The following is an 18,611-nucleotide window of genomic DNA, read 5'->3' as shown; positions in this document are numbered from 1 at the left end:
TGGGTATTGATTAATAGACACTTAGTTGCTGATGTGGAAAAAATCAAAATTTTCTATAAAAACAACATGGTATAGTTCTATTTATTAATAAACAAAGAAATAGAGAATTAAAAACAATTATAAAATGATTAAAATTAAAACTTTGGCAATGGTTCTTGTACTTCTTTTTGGAGGCTCAATATTTGGTCAAAAAAAATCTCAGAAAAACATAAGCGAAACCCATTCTAAGCAAGAGAACAAAATTGAGAAAAAAACATATAAAGAAGAATGGCCTTCTATAGCTCGTCATTCAACACCTGAGTGGTTTAGAGATGCTAAATTTGGAATTTACACCCATTTTGGGCCAGCTGTATTAGCAACACAACACAAAACTACAGAATGGTGGGGATGGGCTATGTATAATAAAAAGGCAAAATACTGGACAAATGCAGTAAGACCAAATTCTCCTGATACAACGCGTAACTTCAAATTACATCAAGAACTTTTTGGAGATCAAAATGAATACGGTTATAAGGATTTGATTATGGATTTTAAGCCCAAAAAATTTAATGCTGAAGAATGGGCTGATATATTTGAAAAATCAGGAGCCAAATTTAGTGGGCCTATGGGGTGTCATCATGATAATTTTATGCTGTGGGACTCAAAAATTACTCGTTGGAATATGAAACGTACTGCAGGTATTGATGTAGTAGGAGAACTTGAAAAAGCCATACGCGCAAAGGGTATGAAATATGTAATGACCTTTCATCATGCATTTTCGTGGTGGTTTTTTAATGAATCACATAAATTTGATGGGGCAAATCCAGAATACCAAGATCTGTATTCAAAACCTCACAAATTTTCTAGCGATGGTGATAGTTTTGATGAATATCCTGATGCTGAATATGAAAATAGATGGAACGCTTTATTGCAAGAAGCAGCTCAAAAATACAATCCAGATTTATTTTGGTTTGATATGGGATTAGAATTATTAAGCGAAAACATTCGTCAAAAGGCATTTGCAGGTCTGTTAAACAATGCAGAAAAGAACAACCAAGATATTGGAATATCTTATAAAGTAAAATTTAGTGTCCCAATTCCGCCTAAAGCAGGAATTTTAGATTTTGAAAAAGGACGTTCTCAAAATGCGAGAGAAGATGCATGGTTAACAGATACTCCTTTAGGTGGATGGTTTTATAACGGACGTAAATCACGTTCAGCCGAAGCCATTATTGAAATTCTTATAGATATTGTAAGTAAAAATGGTTGTTTGTTGTTAGATGTTAGTCCAAAACCTGATGGAACCATTCCAGAAGACCAAAAAGAAACCTTATTGGGTATTGGAGAATGGTTAAAAACTAACGGAGAAGCTATTTACAGTACGCGTCCTTGGGTAATAGCCGAAGAAGGACCAACAAAACTTGAAAAAGATGGTCATTTTAACGAAAACTGGGAGGCTATTTACACTGAACAAGATATTAGATATACCCAAAGTAAAGATAATAATACTTTGTACGTAATTGTAATGGATAAACCAATAACAAATACTGTAATAGCTAAAAAGCTAGGAAAAGGGTTTGAGTATTTAACTCGTAAGGTTGAAAGTGTAAGTTTAATTGGTTCTAATGAAATAATTGAATGGCAGCAAAACGAAACAAATATGACTTTTTCGTTTCCAAAAAATGTGAGTGGTAAACATGCATTTTGTTATAAACTGAAATTGAAACAAAAAAATGAATAGTTATGAGAATAATAGTAAGTTTTGTTATGCTTATTACAAGCATGTTTGTAACAGCACAAAAAAATTATAGCCCTAGTTGGGAATCACTAAAACAACATAAAGCAGTACCAGATTGGTTTGCAGATGCTAAACTGGGCATCTACTTCCATTGGGGAGTATATTCTGTACCTGCTATGGTGGGTGAATGGTATCCTCGCATCATGTACATTCACGATGCAGATTCTTTAAAAAAGCCTTGGCATTGGGGGCATAAATATCATGTAAAAACTTATGGTGAAAATTTCCAATATCACGATTTTATTCCTATGTGGAAAGCCCCAAAGTTTAATGCAGCACAATGGGTAGATATGTTTGAGGGAATGGGGGCTAAAATAATTGGTGCTATTGCCGAACACCACGATGGTTTCTCATTATGGGATAGCAAGGTTAACGAATGGAATTCAGCCAATATGGGGCCTAATATTGATGTAGTTAAAGCCATGGCCTACGAAACTAAAAAACGTAATCTAAAGTTTATGTCTACTTTTCATCATGGCTTTCATGGTCTCTTTTACCCAAAAGATGATAGTTCTCTTTTTTTACGTCCAAATAGTATAAGAAACAAAAGTTATCATAACTGTAAAGTACCACAAGACGAGAAATACAAACTACTCTATGGCAACTATAGCTATGAAGAAATGCAAGAACTTTGGCTAAATAAACTAGATGAAGTAATTAATGCACATTGTCCTGATTATATTTGGATGGATTTTGGACAAAAGTTTATCGCTGAAGAATATCGTAAGCAATTTTTAAGTAATTATTTTAATAAAGCTAATGAGCTAAATAAAGAAGTTGTAGTAAATACAAAGGGAGCTTTTTTTCCTAAAGATTTGGCTATTGTAAATGTAGAACAATCTTCTATGGATGACATACAAGATGAAGTGTGGGTAACTGACTTTATATTAGGCTCTTATTGGAGTTACAACAAAAAGCACAGGGTAGCACTAGATCCCAAATTTGGTATTCGCTTTTTAGCCGATGTTGTAAGTAAAAATGGAGTTATGTTGTTATCGGCAGGACCAATGGCAGATGGCACAATGCCTCCAGAACAAGTTGAAACAATGGAAGGAATTGGTCGCTGGATGAAATTATATGGTGAAGCAATATATAATACTCGTCCTTTTGATGTTTTTGGCGAAGGTCCTTCTATGTTTAAAGCAAATAAATCAGATGGTTCTGTTAGTAAAAAACAATTATTTAAGCTAAATCCGTCAGATGTTAGATATACCAGAAATGGTGATACTATATATGCAATACAATTAGGATGGGCATCTAAAAATCGAACTAAAACTCTCCATTCATTTATAGACTCAAAAAAATATGATATTAAAGAGGTAACTGTATTGGGTTGCAGTGAAAAAATTAATTGGAAACAAACAAAAGAGGGCTTAACGCTAATTCAACCCAAAAGCAAACCTAAAGAAGGTGATGCTGCTATTGTATATAAAATTAAAATCAAATAATTATGAAGAAAATTATATTTGTATTACTAACTGTTTTCATGTATCAATTAGGTTTTACGCAAAACAAACTAGATAAAAAAGAGAACGCTAGTGAAGTCAATCAAATTGAAGAAGCTAAAAAAGCAGGTGCTGAATTTAAAGAAGAATGGCCATCAATAGCCAAACATTCAGTTCCTGAATGGTTTAGAGATGCGAAATTTGGAATATTTACTTGTATTGGACCAGCAACATTAGCTACACAAAACAAAACTACAGAATGGTATGGATGGGCTATGTACGACACTATTGGCGTGTATTGGAACAATGCTCCAAGAGGAAAAACGCAACCTTCAGGTGAATTTAAAAGACACAAAGAACTATTTGGAGGCGATCAAAACAAAGTCGGTTATAAAGATATTATCAAACAATTTAAGCCAACAAAATTCGATGCCGAAGAATGGGCAGACCTTTTTCAAAAAGCAGGAGCTAAATTTATGGGGCCTATAGGTGTATTTCATGATAATTACCTGAACTGGGACTCTGATGTTAGTCGTTGGAACAGTATGGATATGGCAGGTGTTGATATTACAGGTGAGTTAGAAAAAGCGATTCGTAAACGAGATATGAAATATCTTATTACCTACCATCATGCTTTTACCTGGTATTGGTACTACCATTCGTTTGCTTTTGATGGAGGTAAACCAGGAAATGAAGATTTATATGGAACACCTCACGCTTTTTCATCAGATAGCGATAGTTTTGCACCTTACCCAAGTGCCGATTTTGAACAGCGTTGGTTTAATATATTAAAGGAGTCTGCTAACAAGTATAACCCAGACCTTTATTGGTTTGATATGGGGCTAGAATTGCTAAGTGACAACATTCGTAAAAAAGCATTTGCTTATTTATTGAATCATGCAAATAATAACAATCAAGATATTGGGCTAACTTATAAAATAAAATATGATGTATGTATTCCACCCTCAGCAGGTATTTTAGATTATGAAAAAGGTCGTTCTACGGGACTACGTGCAGATCCTTGGTTGAGCGACACACCACTTGGAGGTTGGTTTTATAACGGACGTAAATCTCGTTCTCCAGAAGCAATTGTTGAGATTTTATGTGATGTAGTTAGTAAAAACGGTTGCTTATTATTAGATGTAAGTCCAAAAGCAGACGGAACCATACCTGAAGATCAAAAAACAACATTGTTAGGAATTGGAGAATGGTTAAAGATGAACGGAGAGGCAATTTACAATACGAGACCTTGGGTAATTGATGGAGAAGGTCCAACTACCTTAAAATCAGATGGTCATTTTAATGAAAATTGGGAAGCTATATACACAGAAAATGATATCCGTTACACACAAAGTAAAGACGAAAATACGCTATATGTTATAGTTCTTGACAGACCAACGAAAGGCAAAACAACTGCAAAAATGGCATCTACAATTTTACCATACTTTAATAAAAAAATAAAAAACATTAGCTTGATAGGATCTGACGAAAAAATACATTGGAAAAGAGATGTTTATGGTTTAGAGCTTTCGTTCCCAGATAATCATTCCGGAAAACATGCATTTTGTTATAAAGTTGAATTAATTAAGTAGTAAATTCGTTATGTATAAAGTCTAAAAATGTTAATAAAGATTATGTACATATCACTTTTTACTTACTTATTAAGAGTAAAATATTTTAAAAATGATATTTAATACTATACGACTTTTAAAAAATTGATTTAATAACAGATGATAAACAAAGTTCAACATACAACAACGGCTATAAAAAAATGTGGTCGTATGTCTACTTCAAGGGTTTGTGATTCTTTTATAAAATCACAAACCTTTTTTTATTTAGCTTATAATAAATTTATAACTCAAAAAAGCTGTAATATACTAGGTCGAAAATCTAGTATGTTTCTAATTGCACACATTTCATAGCCGTAAGGTTGTAAATAAAATCCAAGTTAAAAGTTTGGCAATATGATAATAAAAATAATCTTAACTAATTTCTTCTTCTATTTTAAAAGATAATTTTTTAAGTTAATAAATTATTAGGTGCTTTCTATTTTTTTATAATTTGTAATGCATTACAAAACTCTTCCATTTGCCATCTATAAAATAACCTTATTAATATAGTAAATCATTTAAAACATCTATTCTTTATATCATAAAAAAGGATTTGTTTTATATTTATACGATAGATTAAAATTTTGTCTATTCAAATAGAGTTTACAGCTGAAATCAGTAAAATTTATATCGAGAATAAAATGAGATGAACTAATGAATTCTCATTAAAAAATAAGACATCATTTTAATAAAGCATTAGCATAAAACAATATGATTAAAAATAAAAACATTACCTTACTCTCGCACATTCTGGTTTGGTTTGTGCTGTTTAGTATGCCTTATTTATTGTCTTACGGACAAGAACAAGATTTAAACAGAGTAATCATTCATTTCTGGATTCCTTTATTGTTTTCGGCAATGCTCTTTTATTTGAACTATTTTTTATGGATAGACACCTATCTGTTCAATAAAAAAACCTTATGGTTTGTGCTTATTAACATTATTTGTATTGGAGGGTTTATCTATTTAAAAGAAACCATAGAAGATACTTTTTTTCTAGATATCGCTAAAAATAGACCTAATAATAGTACCAATTCAGGGCCTCCGTTTAAAATGTTTATTTACATTCAAATGGTATCTTATATGGCGCCTTTGTTATTTTCTATTGCTGTTAAAACCACCAAACGTTGGGTAAAAACAGAGGCAGAACGTAAAGAAGCCCTTAATTTTAAATTGCAATCAGAATTACAGCATTTGCATTATCAATTGCAACCCCATTTCTTTTTTAATGCTTTAAATAATATTTATGCTATGGTAGATCTTTCGCCTAATAAGGCTAAAACATCCATACATAGTTTAAGTAAATTAATGCGTTATCTTTTGTACGAAACCAATGAAGAATCGATTGGCTTAACCAAAGAAATTGATTTTATGACAAAGTACATTGAATTAATGAAGCTTAGAGTATCTGATAAGACCAAGGTAGATTATAATTTTCCGAATGCAGAAACAGGCATTCAAATTGCACCTTGTATTATTTATTTCTTTAATAGAAAATGCTTTTAAACATGGGGTTTCTGCTAGCAAAGAAAGCACGATTAACATCAATATGACTAGTACCCACAAAACCGTATCGTTTACCATAAAAAACACAAATTTCCCAAAAAGAGCAAACGATAAAAGTGGTTCTGGTATAGGACTTAAGAATTTAGAAAAAAGGCTAGAATTATTATATCCAGAACAATATCTATTTCAAACGGAAGTCATTTCAGATCGTTTTATTGTAAATTTAGAAATTGAAACCCAATAAACCATGAGTCAGATTAAAATATCTTGTGTTGTAGTAGATGAGGAACCTATGGCACTAAATTTAGTAGAAAGTTATGTAGAAAAAACGCCTTTTTTAGAGCTAAAAAAGAAGTGTAGTAGTACTATAGAAGCCCTGCAGTATCTCAAAGAACATCCTGTAGATTTGCTGTTTTTAGACATACAAATGCCAGATTTAACCGGTATTGAGTTTTCTAGAATGCTGCCCAAAGAAACACGTGTTATTTTTACCACTGCTTTTGATGAATATGCACTAGAAGGTTTTAAAGTAGAGGCCTTAGATTACCTGTTAAAGCCTTTTGATTATGCTGAGTTTTTAGCGGCTGCCAACAAAGCCAATACATGGTTCGAGTTGATAAAAGGCAAAGCACAACAAGTAGTGTCTTAAGAAAAGGAATTCCTTTTTGTAAAATCAGAATACAAACAATTGCGTATAAAATTAGCGGATGTAATGTATTTTGAGGGCTTAAAAGATTATATTAAAATCTGGTTAAAACACAACCCAAAAGCCATTTTAACTTTAATGAGCTTAAAAACTTTAGAGCAAGAATTGCCTAGTGCTCAATTTATGCGAGTACATCGTTCTTATATTGTGTCTTTAAAAAACATAGAAGAAATAGAACGCAGCCAAATTATAATCAACAAAAAACGTATTACAGTTTCTGAGCAGTACAAACCAAAGTTTTTAGCATTTGTTCAGAAAAATTCCTTTTAAAGTAGTATTTCTAAAGGCAATTTTCGCATGTACCTTGTATCAATACCTGGGTGGTGTCCACTTTTCTGTTGGGCAAACTTGGGATACTTACAGTAGTGGGTATACAATCTACTTTACCACAAGCTACACACTGAAAATGCGGATGCAAATCATGATGTGCAGTAGAAGTACAGCCATTACATTTGGCATACCATTTTAATCCGTTTTTTCCTAAAAAGGAATGCAACAAACCATCTTCTTCCAATTTATCTAAAACACGATATATAGTGGTCTTGTTAAATCTTGTGCCGATCATAGCAATCAAATCTATCACTGAAATGGCACCTGAGCCTTCTAATTTCTCAAACTCACCTAAAATAGCGGCTACAGATTTCGTTTTTCTTATTACTCCCATAATACAAATATAATGCAACTTAGTTGTATTTAAAAAAAGGAAATGTTGTGCAATAACCAGAAACAGCCCTAGAGATTCACTATATAAATTCGAATACCTTTAAAACGGATGATGTAGTGGCTATTACAGGCACTTTACAATTGAATCAAAACGATGTAAATCATTTGAATTATATTCTTAGGGATTGTACTGGCAAAAAAATAAAATAGGTCATGTAGGTGATATAATGTTAAAGTATTCTTTAAAATGCGTTAAAATTGATAACAGTATTAGCTTTTGGCAATCAATTCGTTAAAATCTTCTTAATTTAGGACAAAATTCAAATCAAACTAATTAACCTATGCACAAAATAACACCTCTCTTTTTTTTATTTACTTACGCGCAAGTTCCTTAGGATACAAATTTTAAAGAAACTTGTAATCCTCCACTAATTTAAAAAGCGTTTGCAAGCACAAATTATTTTTAAATGGGTCTTTACCATAGTTAAATCATTTTAGCTATTGACAACTAATCAACTTGAGTGAATGTTTATAAAAGCATTCACTTTTTTACGAGTAATAACATAGTATAATTCAGACAAGTTCAACACAAAAGAACTTTAGGTATATCAATTCAAATTCAAACTAGTACACTTATGAAAACTTTGTCCACTTTTCTATTGTTTTGCGTCGCAATTTCTTTGCAAGCGCAAAAAAAAGTAATGCAACATGAAGATAAAGCATTATGGAACCAGATTAAAAATGCAAGCATATCCAATTCTGGGGATTATGTTTTATTCGGCTTAGCTCAAGACGAAAAAGACCAAACCCTATACTTAAAAAGTACTAAGGGCAATGCTATTATGGAATATCCTCGTGCGAAAGGAGGAGATTTTACTTACGATTCTAAGTTCGTGGTTTTTTCGGTGAATGCGTCTAAAGACAGTATTACTGCATTGAAACGTAAAAAGACCAAAAAGAAAGATTTTCCGAAAGATACTTTGGTAATTTATAACATTCAGAAAGAAAAGGTAGAAAAAATACCGAATGTAAAATGGTACAAAATTCCGGAAAAATGGGCTGGTATTGTGGCTTATCAATTAGAACCGGTAACGCCTAAAAAAGGAAAATCAGAAAAAACAGAAAAAACAGAAAAGCCAAAGAAAGAAAAGCAACCTGAAAAAACAGCAAAGGCAAAAACCCAAAAACCAAAAGTAAAAAAGGTATCGAGTAAAAATGGCTATCATATTGTAATCCGTCAATTAGAAACAGGTATAGAAGATACCTTAAAGTTTGTAACCAAACATGCTTTGTCTAAAGAAGGTAAGGTAATAACCTATGCAACTACAGGTACAAAATCGGGAATGAAAAGTGGTGTTTACCAATACAATGTAAAAGATGGAGCATCTACATTGATTTTTGAGAGTCATGCTAAAACCAAATACCCACAAATGGGCATCTCTGATTCTGGAAAACGCATTGGTTTTGTAGTAGATGCAGATTCTACCAAAAGCCTAATTAAAAAGCCAAGTTTGTTTGCTTGGAAAAGTGGAACAGCTGCTGCAGAGCAATTGGTAGCCTCTGAAGAGAATGCAGCCAACTTATTGGTATCGCCAGATGAACGATTGGTTTTTTCTAAAAACGAAGAACGTTTGTACTTTGGATTAAGAAAACCGCCTATTGTACAAGACACCACCTTACTTAAAGAAGAAATTGTAAATGTAGAAGTGTGGAGTTATAACGAACCAAGATTGTACACTGTACAAGAAATGCAAGTAAAAAGAGATCAGAAAAAAGCCTTTTTGTCTTTGTATGATTTTAGCTCGAATACAATGGTGCAGATTGCAGATGCTGAGTTTGATGTTGCACGTTATGCAGATGAAGGCAACTCAGACTATGCCGTTATTGGTAACAATACGCCTTATATGTTAGAGAGTCAGTGGACAGGCCAACGTGCTATGGACATGATGAAAGTAGATTTATCTACGGGTAAAAAAACAATGTTGGGTAAAAAGATTTACGGAGGAAACGCATTGAGTCCGAAAGGAAATTATATGTATGGCTATTCTAGAAAAGACTCTACCTGGTTTACTTACAACCTTAAAACATCGAGCTACAAAGCCTTAACCAAAGGAAAACAATTCTATAACGAGTTGCACGATTATCCTGATGATCCAAGAAGTTATAGGGCTATGGGCTGGACAGAAAACGATGAAAAGCTATTGGTTTACGATCGTTACGACATTTGGGCTTTTGATCCTGATACAGGAGCTGCAGAACAATTGACAAATGGTAGGGCTAAAAAGACCAGCTATCGTTATATTAAATTAGATGATGATGAAAAATCCATCTCAACAAAGAACACTTGGTTGTTAAGAACCTTTAATGATGAGACCAAGTTTGGTGGAATAGCAAGTTTTCATCCGAAGAACAATAAAATAACACAATTGGTGGAATCTGGCCATACGTATGGAGCCTATAAAATGGCACAACAAGATAAAAAAAAGAGAATGCTGTTTACACGACAAAATTTTACGGAATTCCCGAATTATTATGTTACAGACGTTAGCCTAAAATCACCCAAACAAATAACAGATGCCAATCCGCAACAAAAAGACTACAATTGGGGAACAATTGAAATGGTGGAATGGACTTCTTTAGATGGCAAACCCTTAAAAGGGATGTTGGTAAAACCAGAAAACTTTGATCCGAATAAGAAATACCCAATGATTGTGAATTTCTATGAGAAAAATTCAGACGGTATTTACAGACATCGTGCGCCTTCTTATGGTAGATCTACCATCAATTATCCTTTTTATGCCAGTCGTGGGTATTTAATTTTTAATCCTGATATTTATTATAGAGATGGGTATCCTGGAGAAAGTGCTTTGAACTGTGTTATACCTGGAATTACCTCTTTAATAGACAAAGGATTTGTAGACAAAGACAATATTGGTGTGCAAGGGCACAGCTGGGGAGGGTATCAAATTGCCTATTTAGTAACCAAAACCAATATCTTTAAAGCTGCAGAATCAGGAGCACCTGTACCGAATATGATTAGTGCTTATGGAGGAATCCGTTGGTGGACAGGTTTAAGCAGACAGTTTCAGTACGAGCATACCCAAAGTAGAATAGGAGGTACGCCATGGGAATATCCGCAGCGTTATGTAGAAAACTCACCGATTTTTAATATCGATAAAATACAAACTCCATTATTAATTATGCACAATGATGCAGACGGACATGTGCCATGGTATCAGGGAATTGAATTCTTTGTAAGCTTAAGACGTTTGGGCAAACCTTCGTGGTTATTGAATTATAATGGCGAACCCCACTGGCCTTTAAAAATGCAAAATAGAATAGACTTTAACATTCGTTTGGCGCAATTCTTTGATTATTATTTAAAAGGAGCCCCAAAACCAATGTGGATGGAACGTGGGGTACCTGCCCTAGAAAAGGGAATTAACCAAGGCTACGAACTCATCAAAGAAGATAAATAACAGATAGTATGAAATTTAAAACAATAAAAATTAGTCTTCTTTTTGTATTGATGGCATTGGGAATTAAAGCTCAAGATTTTGATGCTTTTCAGTACAGAACTGTAGGACCAGAAAGAGGAGGAAGAGTAACCACAGTAACAGGAACTTCACAATTACCAGGCACCTTTTATTTAGGAGCTACTGGTGGTGGCGTTTGGAAAACAGAAGACTATGGAGTGTCTTGGAACAACGTATCTGATGGTTATTTTGCTACCCCATCTATTGGAGCTATAGAAGTAGCCGTTAACGACCCTAATATTGTGTATGTTGGTACAGGTTCTGACGGATTACGAAGCAATGTAATTGCGGGTAAAGGAATGTACAAATCTATAGATGGTGCAAAAACTTGGGAGCACATTGGATTAAAGGATGTAGGCCAAATTGGTGCTGTAGAAATAGACCCGAACAACCACAATGTAGTTTGGGTAGCAGCCATTGGGAATGCTTTTAAAGCCAATAGCGAGCGCGGTATTTATAAAACCACAGACGGAGGGAAACATTGGGAAAAAGTTTTATTTGTTTCTGACCAAGTAGGTTTTGCCGATTTGGAATTGTTACCCAACAATCCGGATATTGTGTATGCTGCAGCTTGGAAAGCAGAACGCAAACCTTGGACGATTATTTCTGGAGGAAACAAAGATGAAGGCGGAATCTATAAATCTATTAACGGTGGTAAAGACTGGGTAAAACTAGAAAACGGATTGCCTAAAGGATTGATTGGTAAAATTGATTTGGCAGTGTCGCCTGTAAATTCTAGCATTGTGTATGCGGTTATAGAAGCCCCTGGCAAAGAAGGCGGTTTGTACAAATCAGTAGATCAAGGGAAATCTTTTACCCACATTTCTAACAACAAAGGTTTGGTAAACCGACCATTTTACTATACCAATATAGAATTAGATCCTACCAATCCAGACATTGTGTATTCCAATGCCAATCCGTTGTTAAAATCAACCGATGGTGGAAAAACTTGGAAACGTATGAGCGCACCCCATGGAGACAATCATGATATTTGGTTGAATCCGAAGAATCCATCACTAATAATTCAGGCCAATGATGGTGGGGCCAACATATCGCATAATGGCGGTAAAACTTGGTCTACCCAATTTAACCAACCCACAGCAGAATTGTATCAAGTAGAAGTAGACGATCAATATCCGTATTGGTTGTATGCAGGGCAGCAAGACAATAGTAGCACTGTTTCTGTGCCAAGTTTTCCGCCAAGCGCCATTCAATATCCGGGTGTAGGCTGGATTATGAATACAGGAGGTTGCGAAACAGGCCCAGCAGTACCCAAACCAGGCAATGCCAATATTGTGTATGCCAATTGTAAAGGGCGCTTTTTTGTATTCGACAAAACCACAGGTACCGAAAAAAGTTATTATGTTGGAGCGTCTAACATTTATGGACACAATCCTAAAGATTTAAAATACCGTTTTCAGCGCGTAGCACCCATTCATGTTTCGCCTCACAATCCTGATGTGGTGTATCATGGATCGCAATATTTGCATAAAACCATAAACGATGGCGAGAGTTGGGAAACCATATCACCCGATTTAACCGCTTTTGAAGCCGACAAACAAGTGATTTCTGGTGGGCCGATTACGAGAGACATCACCGGAGAAGAATATTACAGTACTTTGTATTCCATTAGAGAATCGAAACTAAAAGAAGGGTTGATTTGGACAGGATCTAACGATGGAGTAATTTCTATCACCCAAGATGGAGGGAAAACTTGGAAAAATGTGACCCCTAAAAAAATGCCTAAAGGCGGACGCGTTGAGTCTGTAGAACCTTCGCACCACAATCCTGCCAAAGCCTATATTGCCGTAGAAAGACATTTGTTGGGCGATGCGACACCGTATATTTATAAAACAGAAAACTATGGAAAAAGTTGGGAATTGCTTACTACAGCAACTAACGGAATACCTTCAGATTACTATACGCGAGTGTTAAGAGAAGACCCTGTACGAGAAGGTTTGTTGTATGCAGGTACAGAATATGGGATGTTTGTTTCTTTTGATGATGGTGAGCAGTGGCACTCTTTTCAGCAAAATTTACCTGTAACTCCCATTACCGACCTTAAAATATTTAGAGGCGATTTGGTATTGAGTACCATGGGACGAGCATTTTGGATTCTAGACAATATTACGGCTTTGAGAGATGCACGTATTACTCAATTAAAAGATGTCCCTGTATTGTTTCAGCCAGACAATACCATCCGTTATCGATATCCGAAGGTAAGCAGTAGAGCAGGGGTGGCACAATACCCAAGAACCAGTGTACGTATTGATTATTATTTGCCAAAAGGCCACAAAGGTCCTATTGAATTGGAAATTATAGATGCCCAAAACAAAACGGTTGCTAGTATTGTAAGTAATAAAACCTTATTGCCAAAAGTAGAAGAGGTAGAAGACATGAACCTGAGTCAGGTTTTTCGATATGTAGATACTAAGCTAGAAACCAAAGCAGGAATTAATCGTTTTGCGTGGGATTTACGACAAAAAGGAGCATGGTCTAGCAACCCAAGAAGAAGTTTTAAAAGAGGCCCTATTGTAGCGCCTGGCCTGTATACCGTAAACTTAAAAGTAAACGGACAAACGTTAAGCCAGCCTTTTGAAATTAAAATGGATCCTAGGGTTGCTAAAAGCGGATTGAGCAAAACGGATTTGGTGAATCAGATTGCGTTGCAAGAAAAAGTAATTGTATTACTTTCTGACGCTAGAAAACTGCAAGCCCAATTGGAGAAAAGCAAGTCAGAAACTGCTAAAAAAGTACTACAACAACTTAAAAATGATGATGTAGTGTATCCGCAACAAATGTTTGTAGCTCAAGTAGGGTATTTGCTAAACATGATTAGCAATGCAGACCAAAAACCAGGACAAGAAGCCGAAAACCGTTACAAAGAATTATTGCAACAGTTTAAAGCATTGCAACAAGAAGCTGCAAAGTAAGGCTTTTTGAACAACACTTTTTTAAAATTGGTATGGTTACTTTTAGAAGTAATGCTACCAATTTTTTTTATGCTGTTTTTTGGGTTTAAACATGCTTTTATTGAACCCCTTTTTTTGGTGTGCTTTTGTAGTATAAAAAAGGGTTGTTTTTTACCCTTTTTTTTGTGGTATTTTTGCTGCCTTTTTTGAGTGGAATTTTTCCCTTTTTTAAGGCTTAATTTTGAGGTGGCTTAACATGACGTTTATATGACGTTAATATGACGTTAATATGACGTTAATATGACGCTGATATGACACTGATATGGAGTATGTTTATTTGTCTTTTTTAGAGTACAAATTTGGTGTGTTTATGGATGGTATTTTTTTAGCTTTTTTTATGTTGAAATTTGGCTATAAAAAAAGGCAAAATAGGGGAGTAGAACGTTTTATTTTATGCTGTATGTAAAAATTCTAAAAATGGGTTTGATGTTTTATAATAAAATGATATCTTTAACTAAAAAATTAAAGATAAGTATAAACAATAAAAACTCAGCATAGCCCGCCAATTTGGTTTTAAAGGCTGATAAAAGTTGGGTGTATATACAAGTTGTGTATAATGCGAAAAAAAATTCAGTTATAAAATTAAACTTGTTTACTAAAAAGGAAACTTATATCTTTGTATTAAACAAATATGAATGATAGAAAAATTTAAAGTTGAGTTCCTTAAAGAAGTTTTTGAATTTCTTGATGAATTGGACGAGAAGGCACGAGAAAAAATACTTTTCAATATTGACAAAGCAAAAGTCAAATCCGACAATACACTTTTTAAAAAACTGACTTCAGATATTTGGGAATTTCGGACATTGTTTAATAAAAAACAGTATCGTCTTTTTGCATTTTGGAATAAAACTGACAAGAAAGTGACAATTGTTATTGCAACTCACGGAATAATAAAGAAAACTCAAAAAACACCTAAAAAGGAGATTGACAAAGCAACCGAATTAATGAAAAAATACTTTGAATTTAAAAACAAAAAGAAATGAAAACATATACACTCGATGAAGTAAAAGACAAATATATTGGTAAAAAAGGAACTTATGAAAGAGATTCTTACGAAAACGAATTACGACTTGACCTAATTGGAGAAGCAATTAGACAAGCACGAAAAGACCGAAAATTAACACAGACTCAACTTGGAGAACTTATTGGAGTAAAAAAAGCTCAAATTTCTAAAATTGAAAACAATTTAACTGACGCAAGATTTGAAACAATTTTGAAAGTTTTTAGAGCCTTAAATGCTAAAATTAATTTTAATGTAGAATTATTGAATCAAAAAATGGATTTAGCAACTGAATAAAGCACTATACACAACACAGTATAAAATTAATTGCTGGTTTTAGCCAGTTAACGAAAGTCCTCGCAGACTTTCTATCTGTGATTTATTTGCTAAATTTAGTGCTTAAAGCACGCAACTAATATTATACAAAAACGTTAGCTACAAGCAAAATGAACACCCAAACTGAACAAGGAGAATTTGAAGTTATTGATAGTTTTGCAATCAAAAGAAGGAATGAATTCTATATGATTGGTGAAATTAAAAAAGGAACAATGCAAGTCAATTGGTTTGTTAATATCTCTTTAAATTTAGGACTTTCCTTGACCTTGAGAATTTCGGAAATAGAAACTGTGGAATTTTCTGAGGAAAAAAAAGATTATAAATTAATAATTATTTCAGTAGATGAAGAAACGATAAATATTCTTTTAGGTTTAAATATAGGAATTGAACTTGTTAAAATATCAATAGAAGGAAAAGATTAATGAAAGCGAAAATTTATATAAATGAAAATGTTGTTGGAACAACAAACTTAAAAATTTCAGACGAAAGTATGGGTGGAATAATTGGAGAATTAGTTCCAAATGAAAACTATAAATTATATAAATCAAATATTCAGTCTTTATCTGAAAAAAAAGGAATTGCTAATTGTTCTGACTTTGATTTTATATTAGAATTAGATAACAAACAAAAATTAAATCCTGAAGGTGGAATTGGAATATCTGATTTTAAAGACTTTAACGAAATAATAATTGAATCAGCAGGTAACAGTAATGAAATAATGGAATTAATAAAAAATGCCAGTAGCTAACACCGTATAAAATTTATTGCTGGCTTTTTGCTCACTTACGAAAGTCCTCTCGGACTTTCTTCGTCTGTAATTATTTAGTAACTTTAGTGCTTAAACCACGCAACAAACCTTATACAACAACGTTGCCAGTAATTACTCACTCAAATCCGAAATGAAAGAAAAAGTTAAGAAAATTATAGCAAGAGAGTTTTTATATTCTTTATTTTCAATAATATTATTTATTGGAATTTTTGTAATTTGGAATTACTTAAATTCCAGTAATAAAAATGAAATTGAATCTTTAAATAAGGAGGTAAAATTATTAAACTCTGAATTTAGAAAACCCAATAATGAATATTTATCAGGGCTTTTTAATTATTTAGGAGCAACCGACTCATTAAAAATGAGCGAAGAAAAGTGGATAAATAAAATAAAGAATAGCGAAATTGAAAAAAAGAACGTTTTCGAAATTTTAGGAGGTAAAGCAACATTAAAGGCTAATTATGCAGAATGGAATTTAAAGGTTTTTGGAAATAAAGAAAAAAAAGAAGTTTTAGTTTTAAAGAAAAAAATAAGAAGTCTAAAAAAATCAATATTTAATAATGAAATTTATCCATTAGATTTATTTACTATTATCATATCTATCATTTTTGGAGTTAGATATTTAATTTATTCTACAATATGGAGTATTAAAAAACTAAAGGAAGATAAATAATGCAACTTTGTTTGCTACAAATTGAAGATAAAATGGATCCATTAAGTATTACAATTGGAATTTTAGGTTTAGTAATAACTATTCTTTTAGCACTTATTCCTTATTTTAGAAAAGTTTATTTCAACGGCCCTGAACTGACTATTGAATTAATTCCTGATGGAAGTTTAAGTATGAATCGAGGTTTGAGTGGGAAAAATGACACGTCAAAAGGTTATGTTGAAGGAAATAAAGCAATATATGTTTTTCAAATAGATTGGAGAATTGATTTAAAAATCACAAATAATTCAGAAATAACTGCATATTACCCAAAACTAAATTACTTGAACCAACAGTTAAGTTTTACGAAAATTGACAAACTTGACATAAATAAACCAATTCAAGCTAATGAACAGATACTTCTAAAAGGAACTTATACTATGTTTGAAGAAGTTAACGGAAATGAAAGAACTCAAGCTAAAGGGCTTCCTCCTAATTTTAATGATTTGAAAATCCTTTTAGAATATAAAAATCCACAAAAGAAACTATTTTATACTCTTTACTCAAACTCAAACGAAATAAAAAAAAATAAATATATAAGAAGAAAACCGAAAGAATTTAAATAAAAACTACTGGCAACACCGTATAAAATTTATTGCTGGCTTTTTGCTTACTTACGAAAGTCCTCGCGGACTTTCTTTGTCAGTAATTATTTACTAACTTTACTGCAAAACCAACGCAACAAACCTTATACAACAACGTTAGGCACAATTATGAAAATGAGACTCTAATGATTAAAAAAATAATCTTATATATCTTACTATTTTTAAATCAAGTTTCATTTGGACAAGAAACTTCAACAAGCTTAAATAATTATTTTTCTACGCAGGAAATAAAGGAGCTAAATATTATAACAGATTTTTTTCAAAAAGAACTTTGTGGCGATTCCGAAAGAAAGAATTTTGGAAAATGTGTCAAAAAAATAATTCCTAAAATTGAAAAATCTAGAGGTACATATATAGCTAAAAAAATAAATTTTAGAAGACAGAAAAATCTTTTGAAGAAAATTTCATTGAGCACGTTTATAAAAATATGGAGTGGGTGCAGAAATTGGAGTGATTACGAACCCAAATACGAGTATTACAGTCTATGCTTCAGTGGAAATGAAAATTATATAAAATTTGTTCGTGAATTAGGAAAAACCAGTGGATATCTTATAAAATATGCAGAAACTTTAGACACTGGTGGATTAGGAAATCTAAATTTTATCGCAACTAATATTTTGGAATATCCGAAATCTATAAATATTGAAAATAGAGGTGTTCAAATTGTATTTGCAATTCATTATTTGACACAAAATGACATATTAAATAATGGAAAAAAAGCATTTAAAATAATGGAAAAATATAATAGAAAGAAAGGTGGAAAATAAAAAAAAGTGCCTAACACCGTGTAAAAAAAATTGCTGGTAAAAGCCTACTTACGAAAATCCTCTCGGATTTTCTTGGTTCGTGTTTTATTTATTAACTTTATTGCTTAAACCACGCAACTTTCATTACACAAACACGTTGGCAACAAGCAAAAAGCAGAACGCTAAAAGATGAAAGAAAAAGGAATTAAAATTTTGTATGGAATTTTAGCA

General features: G+C 32.8%; 17 protein-coding genes. 16 read left to right on the top strand and 1 reads right to left on the bottom strand.

From position 1 onward, the window contains the following. Window positions 1-124: 124 nt before the first annotated feature. From ACWYN7_RS15930 to ACWYN7_RS15900, 7 genes are all read left to right on the top strand, one after another. Window positions 125-1,720, top strand: a complete 1,596-nt coding sequence (locus tag ACWYN7_RS15930; RefSeq protein ID WP_462860968.1) for an alpha-L-fucosidase — start codon at window positions 125-127, stop codon at window positions 1,718-1,720. A 2-nt stretch (window positions 1,721-1,722) separates the two neighbouring features. Then, a complete protein-coding gene (locus ACWYN7_RS15925; RefSeq protein WP_462860967.1) occupies window positions 1,723-3,225 on the top strand; it encodes an alpha-L-fucosidase in 1,503 nt (500 codons plus the stop codon). Window positions 3,226-3,227: 2 nt separating this feature from the next. Beyond that, window positions 3,228-4,814, top strand: a complete 1,587-nt coding sequence (locus ACWYN7_RS15920; protein WP_462860966.1) for an alpha-L-fucosidase — start codon at window positions 3,228-3,230, stop codon at window positions 4,812-4,814. Window positions 4,815-5,543: 729 nt separating this feature from the next. Continuing rightward, window positions 5,544-6,338: a sensor histidine kinase gene (locus tag ACWYN7_RS15915; RefSeq protein WP_462860965.1), complete on the top strand. Its 795-nt coding sequence runs from the start codon at window positions 5,544-5,546 to the stop codon at window positions 6,336-6,338. A gap of 43 nt (window positions 6,339-6,381) precedes the next feature. Then, on the top strand, window positions 6,382-6,582 hold the full coding sequence (locus ACWYN7_RS15910; RefSeq protein ID WP_462860964.1) for a hypothetical protein: 201 nt from the start codon (window positions 6,382-6,384) through the stop codon (window positions 6,580-6,582). A 3-nt stretch (window positions 6,583-6,585) separates the two neighbouring features. After that, window positions 6,586-6,987, top strand: a complete 402-nt coding sequence (locus ACWYN7_RS15905) for a LytR/AlgR family response regulator transcription factor (RefSeq protein ID WP_462860963.1) — start codon at window positions 6,586-6,588, stop codon at window positions 6,985-6,987. 39 nt (window positions 6,988-7,026) lie between these two features. Continuing rightward, window positions 7,027-7,314: a LytR/AlgR family response regulator transcription factor gene (locus ACWYN7_RS15900; RefSeq protein WP_462860962.1), complete on the top strand. Its 288-nt coding sequence runs from the start codon at window positions 7,027-7,029 to the stop codon at window positions 7,312-7,314. A 10-nt stretch (window positions 7,315-7,324) separates the two neighbouring features. Here the strand turns inward: ACWYN7_RS15900 and ACWYN7_RS15895 are convergent, their stop codons facing one another. Then, the gene (locus ACWYN7_RS15895; RefSeq protein ID WP_462860961.1) at window positions 7,325-7,708 is read right to left on the bottom strand and encodes a Fur family transcriptional regulator; all 384 of its coding nucleotides are present in this window, start codon (window positions 7,706-7,708) and stop codon (window positions 7,325-7,327) included. 700 nt (window positions 7,709-8,408) lie between these two features. On the opposite strand from ACWYN7_RS15895, the gene ACWYN7_RS15890 reads away from it, so the two are divergent. The 9 genes from ACWYN7_RS15890 to ACWYN7_RS15850 all read left to right on the top strand — a co-directional run bounded on the left by ACWYN7_RS15890 (window position 8,409) and on the right by ACWYN7_RS15850 (window position 18,401). Further along, window positions 8,409-11,186: a S9 family peptidase gene (locus tag ACWYN7_RS15890; RefSeq protein ID WP_462860960.1), complete on the top strand. Its 2,778-nt coding sequence runs from the start codon at window positions 8,409-8,411 to the stop codon at window positions 11,184-11,186. A gap of 8 nt (window positions 11,187-11,194) precedes the next feature. Continuing rightward, window positions 11,195-14,176 carry a WD40/YVTN/BNR-like repeat-containing protein gene (locus ACWYN7_RS15885; RefSeq protein WP_462860959.1) on the top strand — a complete coding sequence of 994 codons (2,982 nt, stop codon included), beginning with the start codon at window positions 11,195-11,197 and terminating at the stop codon, window positions 14,174-14,176. A gap of 674 nt (window positions 14,177-14,850) precedes the next feature. Beyond that, window positions 14,851-15,198, top strand: coding sequence for a type II toxin-antitoxin system RelE/ParE family toxin (locus ACWYN7_RS15880; protein ID WP_459487578.1), 348 nt, complete (start codon window positions 14,851-14,853; stop codon window positions 15,196-15,198). Further along, a complete protein-coding gene (locus ACWYN7_RS15875; protein ID WP_459487577.1) occupies window positions 15,195-15,512 on the top strand; it encodes a helix-turn-helix domain-containing protein in 318 nt (105 codons plus the stop codon). The genes ACWYN7_RS15880 and ACWYN7_RS15875 overlap by 4 nt, the downstream gene beginning before the upstream one ends. 149 nt (window positions 15,513-15,661) lie before the next feature. Next, a complete protein-coding gene (locus tag ACWYN7_RS15870; protein ID WP_462860957.1) occupies window positions 15,662-15,973 on the top strand; it encodes a hypothetical protein in 312 nt (103 codons plus the stop codon). After that, complete coding sequence (locus ACWYN7_RS15865) at window positions 15,973-16,299, top strand: hypothetical protein (RefSeq protein WP_462860956.1); 327 nt, start codon at window positions 15,973-15,975, stop codon at window positions 16,297-16,299. Before ACWYN7_RS15870 ends, ACWYN7_RS15865 begins: the two co-directional genes overlap by 1 nt. 151 nt (window positions 16,300-16,450) lie before the next feature. Beyond that, entirely contained in the window at window positions 16,451-16,993 is a 543-nt protein-coding gene (locus ACWYN7_RS15860) for a hypothetical protein (protein ID WP_462860955.1), read from the top strand. Between the two features lie 32 nt (window positions 16,994-17,025). Further along, window positions 17,026-17,595, top strand: coding sequence for a hypothetical protein (locus ACWYN7_RS15855; protein WP_462860954.1), 570 nt, complete (start codon window positions 17,026-17,028; stop codon window positions 17,593-17,595). 164 nt (window positions 17,596-17,759) lie between these two features. Continuing rightward, a complete protein-coding gene (locus ACWYN7_RS15850) occupies window positions 17,760-18,401 on the top strand; it encodes a hypothetical protein (RefSeq protein ID WP_462860953.1) in 642 nt (213 codons plus the stop codon). The last annotated feature ends 210 nt before the right edge of the window (window positions 18,402-18,611 follow it).

It is taken from the genome of Polaribacter sp. M10 (assembly GCF_054968445.1).
This window is presented reverse-complemented; position numbering and strand designations above follow the sequence as displayed.

Excerpts from the sequence above, each read along its gene's own strand:
- ACWYN7_RS15870 (WP_462860957.1), top strand. The coding sequence starts at position 15,662 with ATGAACACCCAAACTGAACAAGGAGAATTTGAAGTTATTGATAGTTTT.
- ACWYN7_RS15920 (WP_462860966.1), top strand. The coding sequence starts at position 3,228 with ATGAAGAAAATTATATTTGTATTACTAACTGTTTTCATGTATCAATTA.
- ACWYN7_RS15860 (WP_462860955.1), top strand. The coding sequence starts at position 16,451 with ATGAAAGAAAAAGTTAAGAAAATTATAGCAAGAGAGTTTTTATATTCT.
- ACWYN7_RS15930 (WP_462860968.1), top strand. The coding sequence starts at position 125 with ATGATTAAAATTAAAACTTTGGCAATGGTTCTTGTACTTCTTTTTGGA.
- ACWYN7_RS15895 (WP_462860961.1), bottom strand. The coding sequence starts at position 7,708 with ATGGGAGTAATAAGAAAAACGAAATCTGTAGCCGCTATTTTAGGTGAG.
- ACWYN7_RS15925 (WP_462860967.1), top strand. The coding sequence starts at position 1,723 with ATGAGAATAATAGTAAGTTTTGTTATGCTTATTACAAGCATGTTTGTA.
- ACWYN7_RS15875 (WP_459487577.1), top strand. The coding sequence starts at position 15,195 with ATGAAAACATATACACTCGATGAAGTAAAAGACAAATATATTGGTAAA.
- ACWYN7_RS15905 (WP_462860963.1), top strand. The coding sequence starts at position 6,586 with ATGAGTCAGATTAAAATATCTTGTGTTGTAGTAGATGAGGAACCTATG.
- ACWYN7_RS15880 (WP_459487578.1), top strand. The coding sequence starts at position 14,851 with ATGATAGAAAAATTTAAAGTTGAGTTCCTTAAAGAAGTTTTTGAATTT.
- ACWYN7_RS15855 (WP_462860954.1), top strand. The coding sequence starts at position 17,026 with ATGGATCCATTAAGTATTACAATTGGAATTTTAGGTTTAGTAATAACT.
- ACWYN7_RS15910 (WP_462860964.1), top strand. The coding sequence starts at position 6,382 with ATGACTAGTACCCACAAAACCGTATCGTTTACCATAAAAAACACAAAT.
- ACWYN7_RS15850 (WP_462860953.1), top strand. The coding sequence starts at position 17,760 with ATGATTAAAAAAATAATCTTATATATCTTACTATTTTTAAATCAAGTT.
- ACWYN7_RS15890 (WP_462860960.1), top strand. The coding sequence starts at position 8,409 with ATGCAACATGAAGATAAAGCATTATGGAACCAGATTAAAAATGCAAGC.
- ACWYN7_RS15885 (WP_462860959.1), top strand. The coding sequence starts at position 11,195 with ATGAAATTTAAAACAATAAAAATTAGTCTTCTTTTTGTATTGATGGCA.
- ACWYN7_RS15865 (WP_462860956.1), top strand. The coding sequence starts at position 15,973 with ATGAAAGCGAAAATTTATATAAATGAAAATGTTGTTGGAACAACAAAC.
- ACWYN7_RS15915 (WP_462860965.1), top strand. The coding sequence starts at position 5,544 with ATGATTAAAAATAAAAACATTACCTTACTCTCGCACATTCTGGTTTGG.